We start from the raw sequence: 19,332 nt of genomic DNA, 5'->3' as shown, positions 1-19,332 counted from the left end.
GAGGATTCCAGAATGGTTAATTTATTAAACAGCTTTTTTTGATAATATTTCTACAATATCTCCCACTGTTTTTATATTTTCTAATTCTGAATCATCAATTGATATCCCCAATTCAGATTCAAAGTCCATTGTTAAATCAACCAATTCCAATGAATCAAGTTCAAGATCATCTGTTAATACAGCATCTTCTGTGATTTTTTCTCTGTCAATACTTAAACTTTCTGATATAATTTCTGCTACTTTTTCAAATAATTCTTTTCTGTCCATTTTTTATACCTCCTTGAAGTTATTCAAATAATTCTTTAATAATATTTTCAACTTTTTCTATTTTTGTTATTTTTTCAACCGATGCGCCTGTGAATACAAAACCATTTTCAAGATCACCAATTGCTGCATTATATAAAGCTTTTGCTATACAATAAGGCGTTGTTTTGAAATCACAGGTTTTTATACAATGATATCTGCATTCAAAGGGTTTCTTTTCACCATTTTCAACAGCAACAATAAAATTATTTTTAATAGCTCTTCCAGGCATTCCTACAGGACTTTTTATTATTGTTATATCATCGGATTTTGCATTGATAATGGCCTTTTTGAAATTTTCATGTGCATCGCATTCTTCTGTTGCAATAAATCTTGTAGCCATTTGAACGCCATCTGCTCCAAGATCTAAAATTTTTTTTACATCGTCTTTTGAAAATAAACCTCCACCGGCAATTAATGGAATTTTTTTTCCGTATTTCTTTTCAATAGAAATCAAAAACTCTTTTAATTGTGGAACAAGATTTTCAAGCGAATTTTTTTCTGAAAAGATTTCCTCTTTGTTTTTAAAACCGAGATGTCCTCCTGCCTTTGGACCTTCAAGAACTATTGCATCGGGAATATAATTATACTTTGAAACCCATCTTTTTATAATTACCTGTGCAGCTTTTACAGAAGATACTATAGGAACCAATTTTGTTTTTGTTTTTTCTGTTAAATATGAAGGTAAAGATAATGGTAATCCTGCTCCAGAAAATATAATGTCGATTCCTTCATCTATAGCTGTTTTTACCATGTCAGAATAATTAGTTAGTGCCACCATAATATTAACCCCAACTACTCCACCATTAGCTTTTTCTTTAGCACTTCTAATAAATTTCTTTAAAGCAATTTTACTTGCTTCTTTATAATTTTTCATATTTTCAAATAATCCTATTCCTGCTGTACCTATTACACCTATTCCTCCAGCTTTAGCTACTGCTCCTGCAAGATTATCCAGTGAAATTCCTACAGCCATTCCTCCCTGTACAAGCGGATATTTTGTTGTTAATTCTCCTATTTTTAAACCTTTGAAAATATTCTCACCCCTTTTTGATGACCGGTGGTCATTTATTTTTTAAAGAAAAAAGGGATTAATCCCTTGGTTCTAATGTTTTTTTCATAAAATCAATATAAAAATCCAGTATTGATTCTGCTACAAATTCATTCCAGTTTTCATATAATTTTTTTCTTAATTCATATTGTTGGACTATACCTATTGTTTGTAGCCATAGTAATGCAGCTAATTTATCTTTATCTATATCTTTTCTAATAGAGCCATCTTCAAGGCCTTTTAAAATAAGTAGTTTTAATATGTCATATATTTTTTCGCTTTTTTCATAAGTGGATACAACTTTTGGTTCTTCAGGGTCGAGATCTGCTTTTTCAGATTCATATTTTATTACAAAGCTATAATAGTCTGGATATTCTCTATAAAATTGAATGTATGCTCTACCCATGGATAAAATTTTATTTAGTGCATTTTTTTCTTTTTGAATATATGAAATTATTAATTTTTCAAGTATTTCAAGGCCTTCATATACAAGAGAAAAGTATAAGTCCTTTTTATTTGAAAAATACAAATAAATAGTACCTTTTGCCATTTTGGAAGCTTTAGCAATTTCAGACATCGATGTATTTTCAAAACCTTTTTCAAAGAAAAGTTTCTTTGCTTCATGCATTATTATTCTTTTTTTTCTTTGTATTTCTTCTTCGCTTAAATTTCTTCTTGGCATATTTTCACCTGACCATCAGTCATTTTTCTCGAAAATTATATCATGTTTTTTTAAAAGTGTCAAGTTTAGTTAATGGAGATGAGGTTGATAAATTCAATAAATATGATATAATAACTATATAAATAATATTTGTGGAGGTTGGTATTGATGGAATTGAAAAAGTTATTAAATGAAGATTTAAAAAAATATATGAAAGAGAAAAATACAAAAGCATTAAACGCTATAAAAATTTTAAAAACAGAAATAAAAAAGGCAGAGGTTGATAAAGGAGAAGAATTAACAGATGAAGAAATTCTTGCATTAATCAGAAAACAAATAAAAATGAGGCAGGATTCTATTGAACAGTATAAAAATGCTGGTAGAGAAGATTTAGTTGATGATGAAGTATATGAAATAGAGATACTGAAAAAATATTTACCACCAGAAATGTCAGATGAAGAAATTGAAAAGGTTGTTAAAAAGGTTATAGAAGAACTTGGCGAAGGAGCAAAGTTTGGTCAGGTAATGGGAAAGGCTATGGCAGAATTAAAAGGAAAAGCTGATGGTAAAAAGGTTAATCAAATTGTTAAAAAATTATTGGGATAATATATGAAGAAATTTTTATTAATTGTATTTTTTAGTCTGGTAGTTTTAGGATTTTCACAGATTTCATTTAAAAAAGAAATAGCAATTTTAGAGAGCAATTCAGATTCCTGGATTGCTTCTCGTGTTTTTGATTTGTTGAAGGATAAGTTATCGTATACATATAGGGTTTATACAAAGTCTATTGAAAAAGATACAAATAATATGACTTTGGATAATGTGGCATTAAAAATAGGTATTTCAGATGATGCATCTCAAAATATTATAAGAATAGTTGCGAATTTTGAAGATGAAGAAATTGATTTATCTGAAAGAATAAAGGATAACGATAAATGGTTGAATAATTTTGTTGTAAGGGTTTTAGAGAAAATTTCATTTGCACGTTATAAGAAAGATAAACGATGGCATATTTTACAATTAACTTATTGGGACGGGATAGACGAATATCCTAAGATGTCAAAAGATGGAAATAAACTGATTTTTATTTCAGATAGATATATTGGAAATAGAAATATCTGGGGATATGATTTTGAAAAAGAGAAATATTTTAATGTTTCACTTGATTTTTCTTCAGAGTATTTTCCGAATATTACTGAAGATGGAACTTTTATTTTTCAAACTTCTCTTTATGGAAAATGGGATGTTGTTATGTATAATCCGGATACAGAAGAAATTAAAAGAATTTCAAATGAATCTTTTAATGCATATAGTCCATATTACGAAAATGGAAATGTGTATTTTTCAATTGAAGAATTAAATGGTAAAATCTGGACGGAAATATATAAATATTCTATAAAAAGCAATGAGTTAGAAAAAATTACAAACCTGGAAGGTACAACAAAATATATTCCAGGAATATTGAATAATAAACTTATTTTTCAAATGGAAGATCCAAAAAGCGGGCAATTTGGAATATATGAAAAGAGAAAAGAAGGTATTTATCCATTAATTGATACAGATTTAAATGAAGTTGACCCTTTTGGAAATAAAGATAATCTGGTTTTTTCAAGATTGTATAAAGGTTACTATACTATAATTTTATATAACAATAAAACCAAAAAAGAGATTCCAATAACTCTTGGAATCTCTGATGACGCATTTTATCCGTCAATTTATAATGATATAGTTTTATTTTCTCTGTATTATAAAAATGGAGAACCGGATATCTTTGCAGTTAGAATAAAATAATTATTTTATTGCTTTTTCTATTTCGATTTTTTCTTCTTCTGTAAGTATTTTTTCAACATCGATTAAGAAAATCATACTGTCTTTTGTTTTTATAATACCTGTTATATAATTTGCTTTTGTTCCTCCAACTTCTGGTGCTTCTTCAATTTGTTCCTGAGTTATTGTCATAACTTCTTTTACTTCATCGACCATTAAACCATATTTTTTATCTTCAATTTTAACTACCAGAACTTTGGCTTTCAATTTATCTTCAAATTGTGGATAATTAAATTTAACCCTTAAGTTAATTATAGGAATTACTCCATCCCTGAAATTAACAATTCCTTCAATAAAATCTGAGGATTCAGGAATTTTTGTTGTTTTTTGATATTCGATAACTGTGTCGATGTGATTAATATCAATAGCAAATTTTTCATCATCAACACTAAAACTTACAGCTTTTAATTCAACAGACATAATTCTCCCTCCTTATATCCATGTTAGTTTCTATATTCATATTATATCATAATTTTACTGTATTTCATATATACCAATATAATTTTTATATCGTTTTATTTTTGTTGCATTTATATAACTTTTTTATAAATTAGTTTGGTAATCGAATTGTTTGAAAAAATATATTTTCTCTTAAAAAATAGTTATCATTAGGTTAACTTAGAAAGGCGGTTTTTTTTGTATAATGCGTAATGTAGAATAAAAAATTCAGGAAGGGTGTGATGTAATTGAATTTAAAGTATAAATTACTTTTGATTTTTCTTCTGGGAATATTGGTTCCTTTATTTATTCTGGGATACTTTTCCATAAAAAATTCTCAGGATATGATGACACAACAGATAGAAACAAATTTTGTTAATATTTTGGAATCGAGAAATTTTGAAATTTCCATGCTTATTGATAAATATAAAAATGCAATTAAGAGCATCGAAAATTTCCAGTATCTTCCAATTATGATTAAAAGTATGAATTCATATTTTAAAGGGTTTGAAGATATAAAAAATTTAAAAGATGTTTATGCAACATCCAATCCATATAAAATTGAAGAAAGATATAAATTGACTTCTGTTGATGAAGATAATCTTGAAAAATATGGCGATGATGAATTTTCAATTTCTGATTATAATCTTTTGCATAGAAAATATCATCCAAATTTAGTTCAATTTGCTTTTTCACAGTATATCACAGATATTTATTTAATAAACAAAGAAGGAGATATAATTTATTCCTTAAAAAAAGGTGAAGAATTTACAGAGAATCTCGAAAAGAATAACGAACTTTCAAATACTGCTCTTGGAAAGTTATATAAAGAATTAAAAAAGCAAAATGATGAAAAGACTTATATAGATTTTTCCAATATAGAAATTTATAAGTATAAACAAAATAAGCCTATTTTATTTATTGGTAAGCCATTTATTTATAGATATGCAAGGTATGGTTATATTGTTATAGCTGTGAATTTTGAAAAAGTTGTAAAGGATATTTTTGCACAATTAAATAATTCTCAGGACTTAAATATCTATATTGTAAATGCAAACAATATGCTTATAACTTCAATTGATGGATTGAAAACAGGAAGTATTATAGATAATAAATTGCTTCCAGGCCAGGAAAAGAAATTGGTTACATATAAGAATTTTGAGAATAAATCTGTGGTTGGTGTAAAAGGTGAGATTAAACTTAAAAATGAAAAATTGTATTTAATTATTGAAGAAAGCGAATCTGAGGCATTTCATATTGTAAATAAATTAAAGAGTATCTTAATTTCAATTATTTTAGTTACTATAGTATTTGCGGTTATTATTTCAATTGTTGTTTCAAATTCATTGACTAAACCAATAAAGAAAATAGAAACTAATGTTAAAAAGGTTACTACGGGCGATTTAAGAGATGAGTTGCATATTAAGCGTAAGGATGAAATAGGTCTTATAGCTAACTTATTTAATCAGTTAAAAGCTACAATAAAAAATATACTTGAATCATTTAATAAATATGCAAAAACATTAAGAGGCGTAGAGGATAATCTTGATGCTTCAGCAGGTGAGTTAAGCAAGATTTCAGAAGAAACATTTACATCGTTTAATAGAATTAAAGAAAATCTCGAAGTTGTTGCATCATCTGCAGAAGAAACAACTGCAAATATTGAAGAGATTACATCTGGAGCAGATATGGTTTCAAATGCTGCTCAGGATTTAAATAATAAAACACTTGAAATATCAAATAATGCGTTAAACAGTAAAAAAGATATACAGGTTATGATAAATGATATTGTAAGTATTGAAAAATTAATTGAAAAAAGTAATTCTATGATTATAAAGCTATTTGACAAGAGTAAAGAAATTGAAGATATTGTTGGTAAGATTACAGAGATATCAAAGCAAACTAATTTATTAGCATTAAATGCTGCAATAGAAGCTGCAAGAGCAGGAGAAGCCGGAAAAGGTTTTGCTGTTGTTGCTGATGAAATAAGAAAATTGGCAGATGAATCAAACCTTTCGGCAAATAGTATAACAGAAAATTTAAAAGAGTTAGTTGATGATGCAAGTGAAGCACTTGAAGAAAGTTCAAATATAACTAAAACAGTAAATACCATAGTTGAATCTGTAAAGAATATAGGTATGCAAATGGAAAATATTTTGACAGAGATTAATTCTATTTCTGAAATGGTTGAACACACTGCAAATATTTCAAATCAACAGAAAGTTTCTACTTCTGAAATAACAAAAGCAATAGAGGCAATTTCAGTTTCAATACAGAATATAACTGAAGAGGTTGAAGAAGTTTCTGGAATGATGGAAAAACAGAAGGTTAAAATAAAAGATTTTGATGCTTTAATTGATAATCTCGAAGATATGATAGATGAAATGAATTCTTTTGTTCAAAGATTTAAATACTAAAAAGTGCGCATTTATGCGCACTTTTTTATAATACCTAACATAATATATAAAGTTTTAAGTAAAATTTATGTTAATATTGAACTTTTTTTGGTATAATTAGTCTAAGGGTATAGGAAGAAATTAAAGGGAGGGATCCCATATGAGAATTGGTAATAATTATTTAAATCAAACAAATCAATTATCGACACTATCTAATTTGTTATTAAAAAAGTCACAACAATTAGCAAGCGGTAATAGATTGATTAATGCTGGAGTGGATCCAGCAGGTATGGCTATTGCTCAGAAAATGGATAATCAGATTAGATCAGGTTATCAAGCAGCAAGAAATATTTATGATGGTATTGGTGCAATGAATGTTGCAGATCAGGGAATTGGTTCGATTCAGGAAACTGTTGGAAGAATGAGAGAATTGGCTGTGAGAGCAGGAAATGGGACGTTAACTGCTGAAGAAAAGGATGCCATTCAGCAGGAATTTGAGCAGTTAAAAATGCAAATTAGAGATACCGTAAGAAATACACAATTTAATAATAAACAACTGCTAAATGGTGAGTTTAATGTTAATATTACTCTTGATCAGAATGGAAGTAATAATTTAAATGCACAGATTGCAGATTTAAGGCCTGAAGCACTTAATTTAAATGATTTGAAATTGGATACAACAGATGATATCAATACTACAATTAAAACGTTGGATCAGGCTCTGGAACAGTTGAATGGAACCAGAACTCAGGTTGGAACATATACAAGAAGATTAGAAGCAGCTGCAAATAATGTTTTAAGAAATGTAGAAGATACAACAGCTGCTAATAGCAGAATAGCTGATACGGAAATGGCAAGAAGTATGGCAGAATACATGAAAACTCAAAATTTACAACAGATGAGTACAATGTTGTTAGGTCAAACAGGTCAGATGAATGCAGCATCAGTATTAAACATATTGCAATCTCCTTAAATATAATGTAAAGCAAAAAGGGCAGATTTTCTGCCCTTTTTTGTTATTTATAATAAAGTTGTAGGAGGATTTACGTATATATAGCATTTCTTACCATATTCTTTTATTATTTCCATTAATTTTTCTTGATCATTAATATTATCTTTAATAATAACCTGATATCTATATAATCCTCTCAATTTAGGAATTAACGGTTCTGTTGGTTCAAGAATTTCAATTGAGTTGTCAAATAAGTCATTTATTTCTTCATAAAAATCAAAGGCCTCTTTATAAGCTTTATTTTTATCTTCATTTGAAAAGAGAAAGATAATTAATTGAGAAAAAGGTGGATAATTGAATTTTTTTCTATTGCTTAGTTCTAAATCTATGATTTTATCATAATCATGATTTTTGACAGCATCAAAAAAATCTTCTCCAGATTTAAAGGTTTGAATTATAACCTTTCCTTTTTCTCTTCTTCCAGAACGACCGGCAACCTGAATTAATAATGATGCGGTATGTTCAAATGATGTATATTCTGGAAAGCTCAAGTATCTGTCGCTGTCTAAAACTATTACCAATTTTATGTCACTAATATCCAATCCTTTTGTTATCATTTTTGTTCCAACTATAATCATAGGTTCTTCTTTTTTTATTTCGTTAAAAGCGTTTTCTAAGTCTTCGTGAGTTTTTATAATTTCTCTATCAATTCTAACTACTTTTCTTGAAGGGAAAAATCTCAATATTTCATTTACCACGCGTTCTGTTCCATATCCTCGTGATTGAAGAGTTGGAGAACCACATTTTGGACATACTGGTGGTACATTTGTTTCATATCCACAATAATGACATTTAAGCTTTTTGGTATGTTTATGATAGGTTAGTGAAATATCACAATGTTTACATTTAATTATTTCACCACAATTTGTGCAGATCAAATAGTTTGCATATCCCTTGGTGGGAGAAAAGATAAGCACTTTTTTGTTATTGCTTAGCGTTTTACTAATTTCTTTTATAACCTTTTTTGTAAAAATCCAGCTAACCTTTTCTTCTTTTTTTATGTCAATAATTTCTATGTCCGGCATTTGCGTAAATACACGTTCTTGAAGTTTGTGTAGATTTATCTTACCTTCAAAAGCGTTTTTCATTTCACGTATTGTTGGAGTTGCTGAAGATAATATAACCTTTATATCTTCTATTTTTGATCTTAAATATATTACTTCTATGGCGTCATAGGATAATTGATCAAATTGATAAAATGATTGATCATGTTCTTCATCGGCAATAACAAGTCCCAGATTTTTCAGGGGAATCCATACAGCACTTCTTGCTCCAACAAGTATATCAATTTCACCATTTACAGCTTCATACCATGTTTTGATTTTTTCTGCAGGAGAAATACCAGAATGATAAACTCCTATTTTTTTATCAGGGAATCTATTATTTATTCTTGAGATTAATTGTGGGGTTAAAGAAATTTCTGGTAATAATATCATGACTTTTTTTTCGTTTTTAAAGTATGATTCCATAGCTTCAAAGAATATTTCTGTTTTACCACTTCCGGTAACTCCATATAATAACTCTATATTTTTATTTGAATATAGTATTTTTTCAAGTATTTCCTTTTGTTTTTCAGTAAGTGAAACCTTAAAAGGTGTTTCCTTTTTATAATCTGTATAAGAAATAATTCCTTTTTTTATTAATGTTTTTAATGCGGTAGACCCAGGTTTTATTATATTATTTTGATATAATTCTTTTTCTATTACACAACCGTTGTTTTCCTGAAGAAAATTTATTATATTCATTCCAGCCTGAGAAACTTTTTGTTCAAGTAATTGATTTAAGTCTAAGTTTAAGGATATATACCTATCTTTTTTTTCGATTTTTCTTTTATAGTACAATTCAAGAGAAACTATATGATTTTCAAGCAATTGTTTTAATTTTTTGTTTGCTTCCTTTTTTGTTTTGAATTTTTTATAAAATTCGTTTATAAAAATAGTTTTTTCAATAGGAGCTAAAGGCGATTTTGGTATTATTTTAATGCGAGTTCTATCAGAAGAAATTGGCGGAAAAACAATTTTTGCAATCTCGCTTATTGGCATTAAAAATTTTATAGAAGCTTCTTTTATTAATTCAATATGTTTTTGCGAGATTAAAGGTTTTTCATCGAGTAATAATTCTATTTCTTTTACATTATAAGGTTTTTCAGAGGTTTCTGAAAGTATAATGCCTATTTTTTGCTGATTTCTAAAATCAACTAACACCCGTTGGCCGGGTGTTAGTTGATTTGTTGATTTATATGTATATGTGTTATATGTATATGTTCCAAATACGGCTATTTCATAATAGTGATACATATTTTCACTGCCTTATTAAGATTTTTATTTCCAATCCATTTACTTTATTGATTTTGGTAATTTTTTCTTTTGTAAAGTAATCTATATATTCATTATTAAGTTCTAGATTTATTTTTGCAGGTGTTTTTCTCGAATTGGTAATAACGATTACCTCGTTATTATTATAAACTCGTTTATAAATTAAAGTGCCTAATTTTTTCTTTAATATAATATAATCACCGTATCGCAAAGCAGGATTTTCTTTTCTTAATTTTATTAATGATTTATAGTAGTTTAAAATATCTTTGTTCCATTTGCTTTTATCCCATGGGAAAGGCTTTCTACACCAGGGGTCTCCACCACCATCAAGTCCAATTTCATCTCCATAATATATTAAAGGTGCTCCAATAAATGTCATTTGTAAGGCTACAGCTATTTTAAAGCGTTGCACATCGCCGTTTAATTCATGCAAAATTCTTGGTGTATCATGGCTATCAAGAAGATTCCATAATATATGCCATACCTGAGGTGGATATTTTTTTAAATAGTCATTGGTATTTTTTATAAAATATGATGCGCTTCCACCTTTTGCATATAATATAGCAGCATCTCTAAACAGATAATTCATTACTGTATCAAATGCGGGTTTTTCAAAATAATGTGTGGAATCTTTCCAGTATTCACCGCTTATAAGTGCATTATCATTAATTCCTTTTACTAAAGGCCTAAAAAAATCTTCCCAGAATGAGTCTTTAATTTGTTCTACAGCATCAAGTCTCCAACCGTCAATATCAAATTCCATCCATTTGCCAATTATTCTTGAAAAATAAGCTTTTACTTCTGGATTGTCTATGTTTAATTTTGGTAAATCTGGATATCCCCACCAGCATTCATAACTTTCAGGTGATTTTATTACAGGAAATTTCTTTATATAATACCAATTGAGATATTTTGAATTATCCTGTTTTTTGAAAATATCTTCCATGGCAAAGAATTCATCACCCGAATGATTGAAAACACCGTCAAGAATAATTTTAATATCTTTTTCGTGAAGTTTGTTTACAAGTTTTGCAAATAAATTATCATCGCCAAAATGCGGATCAATTTTTAAATAATCTTTTGTATCATATTTATGACTTGAAACTGACTCAAAAATAGGATTGAAATATATTCCTTCGATACCAAGTTCTGTAAGATAATCAATAGAATCTATAACTCCCTGTAAATCCCCGCCATAAAAACTATGTGAACCAAGTGATTCCTGAGTATATGGTCCATTCCAGTTATTTGTATATATCGGGTCATTATCTTTGTTGCCGTTTCTAAATCTTTCAGGAAATATTTGATAGAATATTCTTCCTTTTGCCCATTCTGGCACGTCAAAATATTTAATAGCAGGATTTTCAAAATCAAAGAAAAAATTATTTTCGGGAATTTGGATGGTTGTTTTTCCGTCTTTTATGAGAAAATGGTATTTTAATATATCTGAAGGGGTTTTTATGTGAAATCTATATAATAATGTATCTGAAAAATCTATTATTTCTTTATTTAAAATCTCTCCGTTGCCAACGAATATTACATCTTCAACATCATTTTTTTTAACTTCAACAGCTAAATATATTTCGCCTTTTTTTACAGGATTAATATATTTCCTTTTTAATTCATGTTTTGCCAGATTTATTATTCCATCACCAACTGCCACTATTTTTTCACCCTCTCTTTTTATAATCAATAATGAATAAATTTTTCCATTAAAATATTTTGTATTGATATTCTTATAATCCAGAGTTTCTTTTCCGTCTATTATATAAAGATATTTATAAATGCCTTCTGATAAATTAAATGTAGTTTTCCATAAGCCTGTTTGGGTTTTATTTAAAGGAACAGGTGAAAAATTCGTAAAATCACCTGTTATATACACATTTGATGCATCTTGAGTATAATAAAAAGAAATTTTTATAGGAAAGACTATTAATGAAAGTAATAAAACTAAAATTATAAGAATATATTTTTTCACGTATTATCTCCTTTCAAATATAGTGCTCCAAATTTCATATCATTTTCAAAAGTAGAATATTCCTTATTTTTATAGTATAAAGAATAAACGTTAGTAGCCTTAAAATCGTATTTTATCATCTCAAAATATAATTTTTTGTCTATATTCCACATTCTTTTATTATTCGATGTATCTCTTTCGATTTTTTTTATTATAGAAATATAATTTGAAGGTGTTGTAATAATAGGGTATTTTACCTTTTTTTTCATAATTGAAAGTAATTTTCTTCCTTTTTCAGTAAATCCAAGAACTCTTAGATATTGTGGCCCTTTTTTATTTGCTTCTGTAATTAATTTCTCTTCTATTCCAAAATAAATATTTAATATGCTTCTTTTGATTCTTGTATAGGTGAATCTTTTTGCTTTTACATCTTCAAATAATCCTTTAATAGTATAATTATGTTTTGCTGCTTCGATGATTCTTTGCTCTAACCCTTCTTTTATACCATAGTATTTTTTTAATTTGTCCCTATCAAGTGTTCTAAGATGCGAAATAAAAGAGATTTCCATATCTTCAAGAAAAATAGGTGCCCTTCCATTTTTCTCTTCTTCCAATATTTTTTGAAAAGTAATATCTGGAACTGCATCTTTTATAAGATCATATTTTTTTTCATTCCATAATTTTCTTATAGCTGTAGCACTTGAAAACTTTCCTTTGAATTTATCTTCATTGTAATCTGCACCCTGTCTTTTTATTGTATGGGGAATGATTTTTGAATTATATTCTTTTAAAGCTCTTAAATATTCAACACCTAAAATATCATTGGATTTTTCTATTATAAGTATTTTTTCTTCTGATAATAAACTGTTTTTTATACAATAATCAATAAGTGCGTATTTTCTTGCATTTGGAAATGAATATCCTTCTTTTAATTTTATTTTTAAAAGTTTTTGATACTCTTCAGGTTGATTATGTAGTATATCAGCTATAACATTTAAAGTTTCTACATCAGAGGATTCACTTCCAAAAACAATATCTGTTACAACCTCTGTTCTATTAAGAGTTCCAATGGAGCCAAGAGCAAATCCGCCAGCATCCTGAATTGAATATAAAAATGGAAGTTCAAATACAATATCTATTCCCATTTTTAAGGCTATTTCTGCTCTTGAAAATTTATTCAAAATAGCAGGTTCCCCCCGTTGCACAAAATTTCCACTCATTACAGCAACGGTAAAATCGGGATTTATTAATTTTTTTGCCTGTTCCAGATGATAAAAATGCCCATTATGGAATGGGTTATATTCTACAATTATGCCAAGTACTTTCATTTATTTATTAACACTCCGTTTTTGGTTCTTCGTGATCCTTTAAAATTTTTGGATTATTATTATCATCAACAACAACGATTTTTGGTTTTGAATTCTCTCCTTTTTCATATAAACCATAAGCCATTATAATTACTTTATCCCCTAACTCAACCATTCTTGCAGCTGCCCCATTTAAACCAATGATTCTTGAACCTCTTTCTCCTTTAATAACATATGTTTCAAATCGAGCGCCGTTGTTTATATCAACTATTTGAACCAATTCGTTTTCTTCAATATCTGCTAATTCCATTAATTCTTCATCGATTGTTACACTGCCTTCGTAATGAATATTTTTTTCTGTAACTGTAGCTCTGTGAATCTTACCCTTTAAAAGAATTCTAAACATTCACAAGACCTCCTATCAATAATTTCTATTATATATTCTACCACTATTTCTTGTATTTAAAATTAAAATTACTATTGCAGAATAATTAATTGTGGTATAATATAAATAATAATCCAGAAAAAGGGGGAGATTTTATGCCAAGAACAGTTTTAATTGACGGTAGTGTATCATATTCGTCTAATGCTCAGATTGTTCATAGTAAAATTTTGAAAGAACTGCTTATTGAATATCTCGAAGATCTTGAAGAAAGAAACGAAAGTTTATTGACCTTTTTTATGTCTTTTTTGAAAAATGAAGATGCTGTAGATATTGAAGAAAGATATGATTTAGACCAAATTATAAAAATGCTATTTGCTCTTTCCGCTGAAAAAATTGATGAAATTGATTCATCGCCATTTTATAGCTTTCCAAAACTAAGCGATAAAAAGGATCAGATTATAAAATTTGTAGAAAGTATTTATAATCTCTGGAGAAATAAACACAGGTTTATGATTCAAAAAACTGCCTATGTATCAAATGGAATTCAAAAAATATATAAAGAAATGATACTTGTGAAGAATAATACAGATTTCAAAAGCCTTGTTACTAACTTTTATAGACAGATTTTGATAAACGTATCTGATGAAAGGTTAAAAGTTTTAAGACAATTGCCAAGTGGTGCTCAGGTAGCCTTTTCTGTTGATTATCCGCAATTTAAATCTGAAGTATTAAACGGTTCTAAATCATTATATAAAACACCATTTGTCTGGGGAGTTGTCTTTGAACCGCCTGTGATTTTTTATACTAAGTCAAATAAGCGTAAAGGATTATTTAAAGTCTTTGATAAACCAATTTTGAAAAATATAGAATTTGATAATCCTGAGGATTGGTTTGCATTTCCAATTCATGTGGGTAAGAAATATATTCTTGTATATGTATATAAAGAATTTCTTGCTATGGCTGCAGGATTAACAAATCTTTTTGAATTAGCTGGATATGGAATAGTTCAAAGAAGAAAACCCGATGGAATTTATTTTTATGGACTTGAAGATAAATATTTTGAAAAAGATGAATATAGAAATGGCATTATTTTTAAAGAAGAAGATGGAACATATGTTGGAATGGTTGGCCGAGATGATTATATAGATTATTTTGGATATATGAAAAAGATGATACTTACAATTCATAATTTAATAGTAATAGATTCAGGAAATCTTCCTATTCACGGAGCACTTGCAGAAATTGTATTGAGAAACGGTAAAAAAGCAAATGTAATGTTAATGGGAGATAGCGGTGCTGGAAAATCTGAAACGCTTGATGCGTTAAATAGATTATCTAAATATGTTTCAGAGGTTAATATATTAATTGATGATATGGGATCACTGGAAATAGATGATAACGGAAATGTGGTCGCATATGGAACTGAAACAGGGGCTTTTGTAAGATTGGATGATTTACAGCCCGGATATGCATATTCTGCAATTGATAGAAGTATATTTATGAATCCAAATGAAACAAATGCAAGAGTTATAGTGCCATATTCAAATTATAAGGAAATTATTATGCCAACAAAGATAGACTATTTCTTATATGCAAATAATTATACTAAAGTTGAAAATGATGAATACATTTCATTCTTTGAGGATTGCGATTCAGCGTATGAGGTACTTTCAAAAGGTGCAAGAATGGCAAAAGGAACAACAGCAGAAGTAGGATTAACCTATAGTTATTTTGCCAATCCATTTGGAGCAATACAAAGAAAAGAAGTACATGAAAAAATAGCCCAAAAATTCATAGAACAAATGATAAAAACAGGAGTTAAGGTTGGGGAAATAAAAACACAGTTAGGTGTTTCAGGTTTTGAGGATGATGGGCCAGTATATGCAGCAAAGGCTCTTTTGAAACTTATTGAAGAACAATAATGATTTTATCTTGCTATAATAAATAGGAGGGCAATAAAATGGATTTAACTGAAATACCAATAAATGAAGAAAAAGTATTTACAGGAAGATTACTCGATGTTAGAAAATATACAGTAAAGCTTCCAAACGGTAAAGAATCAACAAGAGAAATAGTTGTACATCCAGGGGCAGTGGCAATGCTTCCTGTGGAAGATGATTATGTATATCTTGTGGAACAATATAGATTTCCAATAAGTCAGACATTGCTTGAAGTACCAGCTGGAAAGTTTGATGAACCTGGGGAAGAACCTCTTGAATGCGGAAAAAGAGAACTCGAAGAAGAAATAGGAAAAACAGCAGAAAAATGGATATATCTTGGATATATTCATACAACTCCGGGTTTTTCAAATGAAGTGATACACTTATATCTTGTAAAAGATTTAAAAACGACACAAACAAATCCTGATGAAGATGAATTCCTTGAAATAAAAAAGATAAAGATAAAAGAGTTTGAAAAAATGATACTTGAAAATAAAATTACCGATGCAAAAACTATAGCCTGTTATAGTCGAGCTAAACTTTTAGGAGAAATATAATATAATAATAAAATAACCAGTGCTTAATTGCACTGGTTATTTTATTACGACAAATTCAAATTCGGCGCGTGCAAGGATTTCAAATTTTCCATATTTATCTTTCCAGACTTCTCCATAAACCTTTATTTTTTTATCTTTTAAATCATAAATATTTAAACTATCAAAAAAAGCATTGTATTCATTTCTTCTTATAGTTACATAAAAACTACTATCCTGGGATTCTATTTTTAAGAAACTTCCTGAACTACTTACATTTTTTACATTAAATATTACCCATCTAATTTTTCCAATATCCTCTCTTGATAATTGTGTGTCTAAAACCTCTCTATCTTTTGAATCGTAAAAAGAAAAAATACCTTTTCTATTTTCGAATGCACTTTTGTATGCTTTGATAAAATCTTCTTTATGTTTTGAGGTGTCGTCATAAAAAAGAGGTCTTGCATAGCCATTTTCCATTATTTCCTTATTTAAAAAATGCAAATTCCCTTCTTTATCTTTATAATACACATAAGCTAATAATCTTCCATAATATCCAGATTTATCAGAATCAAATTCAAGAAAAACACGTGATTTATTAAGGTTTTCAGTATTGATTTTATTTCTTGTAAACCAATAAGCCTTTTCACCTAATTCGCCAAGCGGTTTATCGCCACTGTGTGTTTCTGGTGTATCAATACCTATGAATCTAACAGATACTTCATCACCTTCATAAAATACTCTTATAGTATCTCCATCAATAATTCTTGAGACGTAATAACTTTTTTCAAAAGAAATTTCAGATGTGGATTGTTTGGAACAAGAGATAGTTACAAGTAATAATGACAGAATAACAGTAAATATAAGAAGCTTTTTTATCAATTTAACATTCCTCCTTTTAAAATTTTGTGGTATAATGTAATGTTAAATTCATGTTGCCTGAATATTATATCATAAAAATGATGAATGTCAATAAGGTAAATAAAGTAAATTAGCAACAACAAAATAGAGGAGGTTGTTCAATGAAAAAAAGTGTATTGTTTTTATTAATTGTTATTTCATTTATTACAATTTTCGGGGCGTTTAGTGGTACAAAGTTTTCTATGTTGGGGATATATACAATGAATCTTGATGATTCCAGGAATTTTGTTGATGTTTTTCCAATTGCATATTTTGATATTGGATTAACAGATAATCTTTCTTTGCGTTTCAATGATTATATTACTTTATCTTCTTCTACTATATCCATTGATTATAACGAAGATGAAACATTAGATTTTAAACTTCCAAGATATTATTATTTACAATATAAGGTTGGATATGATGCATTATTAATGTTTGGAAAGTTTAAATTTAAAGATTATCCTTACGATATGAGAAGATATTATTCTTTTAGAATTGGAGGGTTTAGAGACGATTTAGGAGATAGTAAATATGATTTAGATCCTATGAAAATGGCAATTGGGGGATATATAAAACCGATAGGCGATTTGAAGTTTGGAGGAGCATATAGTTTAGAAGATAAATCAATTTATGCATATTTGGGGTTAGATGAAAGATATAAAAAATATATGTTCTATCTTTCTCAGGATAATAAGCACGACAAACTTTCAGTATCATTAGCTGGATACAACTCAATTAGATGGAATAGAAAATTAATAACACAATTATTTTATAGTGCTGGATATGCTGTAAATTCAAGTGTTGAAAAATTTTCAGAAATTGTAAGCAACTTTGATAAAATAATTGAAATTTTACCAATACCAAAAGTTGTTGTAGGTGGTAAGGTAAATTATTATCCATATTATTTAAAGGGAATAGTATATTACAATATGGATGAAAATGGTGATAATCAATATTATTTAGATGTTGATGCAGCAACTAATAATCCTATAGGAAAAACATGGTTATATGAAGTAAGATTTGGATATTATTTACCAAAACCATGGAAAATGGAAGTCTTTGCGCAGGGAAATTCATTAGATGAAGGAATACTTACAGATTACATAGTAAATTATGGTGTGGAATTAATAGGAGAAAACATCTCATTAAAAATTGCCGCTGAAGATATAAATGGTAGAGCCGATGGAAATCAAAGAATAGTATTGGGTTTTACAACATGGACAGATTTTATTATTACAGAAAGATCTTTAATGAATATAATCTTTTAAAACTTTAAATTAATCTTACAAAGGGGGTAGAGGTATGAAGAAAACATTGGTATTTTTATTGGCAGGTATTCTTGGAATCTTTTTATTAACAGGTTGTTTGACAAAAGAGAAGGTTGTTGAAGATGAAGGAGAAAAAATTTCAAATGAAGCAACAACCACGGTATTTAGTCTTTCTAGTATAAAGGAAGAAATTAAAGAAAACTATGAGAAGAAAACAGAAGGTTGGGATACTGGAAGTCCAGATTTTGTACCTTTAAAAAAAGTTAGCGATGTTATAGTTGTATATGATGGATCAAAATATGGATATGTATATGGAGTTACTAATGATGGGACAGGTATGTATTTTAAAGTAGATAAAGCATTAGAAATATCATTAAAAGATACTTTTGAAGCAACTGGAAGACCATATTATACAGAAAGAGATAAAGATAATGGATATTTTGAGTATAGGTTTACAACTACGCAAGATGATGCAGAGATAAAAATTACTAAAAATAATGTTGAAATTCCGTGGGATAAAGCAGAAATTTTGACAGTTAACAATTTGCCTGGAATGAATAATATAGGTAATTTAGTAGTTTTTGAAGGTAAATATTTAAAAAAAGATGATCATGGAAATTTTGAATTTGATTTAAATGATGATGGAAAGAGTGATGTGCTAATAGTAAGTTATTGTTCTTCAATATTAGATGATGCAGGTGTTCAGGTGGGTAATAAATATGAAATAAAGGGAGTAATAGGATATAATTATGGGTTTAAAGTGTTTGTTGGTGATGCATCATTTATAACTAAGAAATAAAAAGAAAGCCCTTAAGGGCTTTCTTTTTTATGAGTAAAATGCGTTTTTTGCTTATAGTCAATGGTAGAGAAACTAAAGAAGATAAATTATATGATGGATATAGTTATGGTAATGATAGAATTTTGATGTTAAATATAATCAAATGGTTAATTGATTAAAGAGGCAATAAAAAAGTATTTTAGAAAATAAGATAAGTTATTATAAACTAAAAAATGGTATTGATTCACTGATGCTTAA

General features: G+C 28.2%; 18 protein-coding genes. 9 read left to right on the top strand and 9 right to left on the bottom strand.

Features of this window, described 5'->3' with window-relative positions:
* Positions 1-24 precede the first annotated feature (24 nt).
* The 3 genes from MARPI_RS03705 to MARPI_RS03695 are packed head-to-tail and all read right to left on the bottom strand — an operon-like array spanning position 25 to position 2,036.
* Entirely contained in the window at positions 25-267 is a 243-nt protein-coding gene (locus MARPI_RS03705) for an acyl carrier protein (protein ID WP_014296255.1), read from the bottom strand.
* A 19-nt stretch (positions 268-286) separates the two neighbouring features.
* A complete protein-coding gene (locus MARPI_RS03700) occupies positions 287-1,375 on the bottom strand; it encodes an NAD(P)H-dependent flavin oxidoreductase (RefSeq protein ID WP_014296254.1) in 1,089 nt (362 codons plus the stop codon).
* A 19-nt stretch (positions 1,376-1,394) separates the two neighbouring features.
* Positions 1,395-2,036, bottom strand: a complete 642-nt coding sequence (locus tag MARPI_RS03695; RefSeq protein ID WP_014296253.1) for a TetR/AcrR family transcriptional regulator — start codon at positions 2,034-2,036, stop codon at positions 1,395-1,397.
* A 147-nt stretch (positions 2,037-2,183) separates the two neighbouring features.
* Here MARPI_RS03695 and MARPI_RS03690 point away from each other — a divergent pair, with 147 nt between their 5' ends.
* Entirely contained in the window at positions 2,184-2,621 is a 438-nt protein-coding gene (locus tag MARPI_RS03690) for a GatB/YqeY domain-containing protein (RefSeq protein ID WP_014296252.1), read from the top strand.
* Positions 2,622-2,624: 3 nt separating this feature from the next.
* Positions 2,625-3,806 carry a TolB-like translocation protein gene (locus MARPI_RS03685; protein ID WP_014296251.1) on the top strand — a complete coding sequence of 394 codons (1,182 nt, stop codon included), beginning with the start codon at positions 2,625-2,627 and terminating at the stop codon, positions 3,804-3,806.
* Here the strand turns inward: MARPI_RS03685 and MARPI_RS03680 are convergent, their stop codons facing one another.
* Positions 3,807-4,262, bottom strand: coding sequence for a chemotaxis protein CheW (locus MARPI_RS03680; protein WP_014296250.1), 456 nt, complete (start codon positions 4,260-4,262; stop codon positions 3,807-3,809). It lies immediately after the preceding gene.
* A gap of 266 nt (positions 4,263-4,528) precedes the next feature.
* On the opposite strand from MARPI_RS03680, the gene MARPI_RS03675 reads away from it, so the two are divergent.
* Positions 4,529-6,697 (top strand): methyl-accepting chemotaxis protein, encoded by a 2,169-nt coding sequence (locus tag MARPI_RS03675; RefSeq protein WP_041638481.1) that lies wholly within the window; start codon positions 4,529-4,531, stop codon positions 6,695-6,697.
* A 139-nt stretch (positions 6,698-6,836) separates the two neighbouring features.
* Positions 6,837-7,649: a flagellin gene (locus MARPI_RS03670; protein ID WP_014296248.1), complete on the top strand. Its 813-nt coding sequence runs from the start codon at positions 6,837-6,839 to the stop codon at positions 7,647-7,649.
* Positions 7,650-7,696: 47 nt separating this feature from the next.
* On the opposite strand, the gene priA is transcribed toward MARPI_RS03670, so the two are convergent.
* The 4 genes from priA to panD are packed head-to-tail and all read right to left on the bottom strand — an operon-like array spanning position 7,697 to position 13,673.
* Complete coding sequence (gene priA, locus MARPI_RS03665) at positions 7,697-9,985, bottom strand: replication restart helicase PriA (RefSeq protein WP_014296247.1); 2,289 nt, start codon at positions 9,983-9,985, stop codon at positions 7,697-7,699.
* A 4-nt stretch (positions 9,986-9,989) separates the two neighbouring features.
* A complete protein-coding gene (locus MARPI_RS03660; protein ID WP_014296246.1) occupies positions 9,990-11,981 on the bottom strand; it encodes an alpha-amylase family glycosyl hydrolase in 1,992 nt (663 codons plus the stop codon).
* Positions 11,978-13,288 (bottom strand): nucleotidyltransferase, encoded by a 1,311-nt coding sequence (locus MARPI_RS03655; protein ID WP_014296245.1) that lies wholly within the window; start codon positions 13,286-13,288, stop codon positions 11,978-11,980. Before MARPI_RS03655 ends, MARPI_RS03660 begins: the two co-directional genes overlap by 4 nt.
* Positions 13,289-13,295: 7 nt before the next feature.
* Positions 13,296-13,673 (bottom strand): aspartate 1-decarboxylase, encoded by a 378-nt coding sequence (gene panD, locus MARPI_RS03650; RefSeq protein ID WP_014296244.1) that lies wholly within the window; start codon positions 13,671-13,673, stop codon positions 13,296-13,298.
* A 134-nt stretch (positions 13,674-13,807) separates the two neighbouring features.
* On the opposite strand from panD, the gene MARPI_RS03645 reads away from it, so the two are divergent.
* Both MARPI_RS03645 and MARPI_RS03640 read left to right on the top strand, forming a co-directional pair.
* Positions 13,808-15,574, top strand: coding sequence for a phosphoenolpyruvate carboxykinase (ATP) (locus tag MARPI_RS03645; RefSeq protein WP_014296243.1), 1,767 nt, complete (start codon positions 13,808-13,810; stop codon positions 15,572-15,574).
* A gap of 38 nt (positions 15,575-15,612) precedes the next feature.
* Positions 15,613-16,149 carry an NUDIX domain-containing protein gene (locus MARPI_RS03640; protein ID WP_014296242.1) on the top strand — a complete coding sequence of 179 codons (537 nt, stop codon included), beginning with the start codon at positions 15,613-15,615 and terminating at the stop codon, positions 16,147-16,149.
* A gap of 36 nt (positions 16,150-16,185) precedes the next feature.
* On the opposite strand, the gene MARPI_RS10665 is transcribed toward MARPI_RS03640, so the two are convergent.
* Complete coding sequence (locus tag MARPI_RS10665) at positions 16,186-17,007, bottom strand: thermonuclease family protein (protein ID WP_014296241.1); 822 nt, start codon at positions 17,005-17,007, stop codon at positions 16,186-16,188.
* Positions 17,008-17,147: 140 nt separating this feature from the next.
* Here MARPI_RS10665 and MARPI_RS03630 point away from each other — a divergent pair, with 140 nt between their 5' ends.
* The 3 genes from MARPI_RS03630 to MARPI_RS11285 are packed head-to-tail and all read left to right on the top strand — an operon-like array spanning position 17,148 to position 19,253.
* Positions 17,148-18,296: a hypothetical protein gene (locus tag MARPI_RS03630; RefSeq protein WP_014296240.1), complete on the top strand. Its 1,149-nt coding sequence runs from the start codon at positions 17,148-17,150 to the stop codon at positions 18,294-18,296.
* A 34-nt stretch (positions 18,297-18,330) separates the two neighbouring features.
* Entirely contained in the window at positions 18,331-19,095 is a 765-nt protein-coding gene (locus tag MARPI_RS03625) for a hypothetical protein (RefSeq protein WP_014296239.1), read from the top strand.
* Between the two features lie 29 nt (positions 19,096-19,124).
* On the top strand, positions 19,125-19,253 hold the full coding sequence (locus tag MARPI_RS11285) for a hypothetical protein (RefSeq protein WP_014296238.1): 129 nt from the start codon (positions 19,125-19,127) through the stop codon (positions 19,251-19,253).
* The last annotated feature ends 79 nt before the right edge of the window (positions 19,254-19,332 follow it).

It is taken from the genome of Marinitoga piezophila KA3, assembly GCF_000255135.1.
In the GTDB taxonomy this organism is placed as follows: domain Bacteria; phylum Thermotogota; class Thermotogae; order Petrotogales; family Petrotogaceae; genus Marinitoga; species Marinitoga piezophila.
This window is presented reverse-complemented; position numbering and strand designations above follow the sequence as displayed.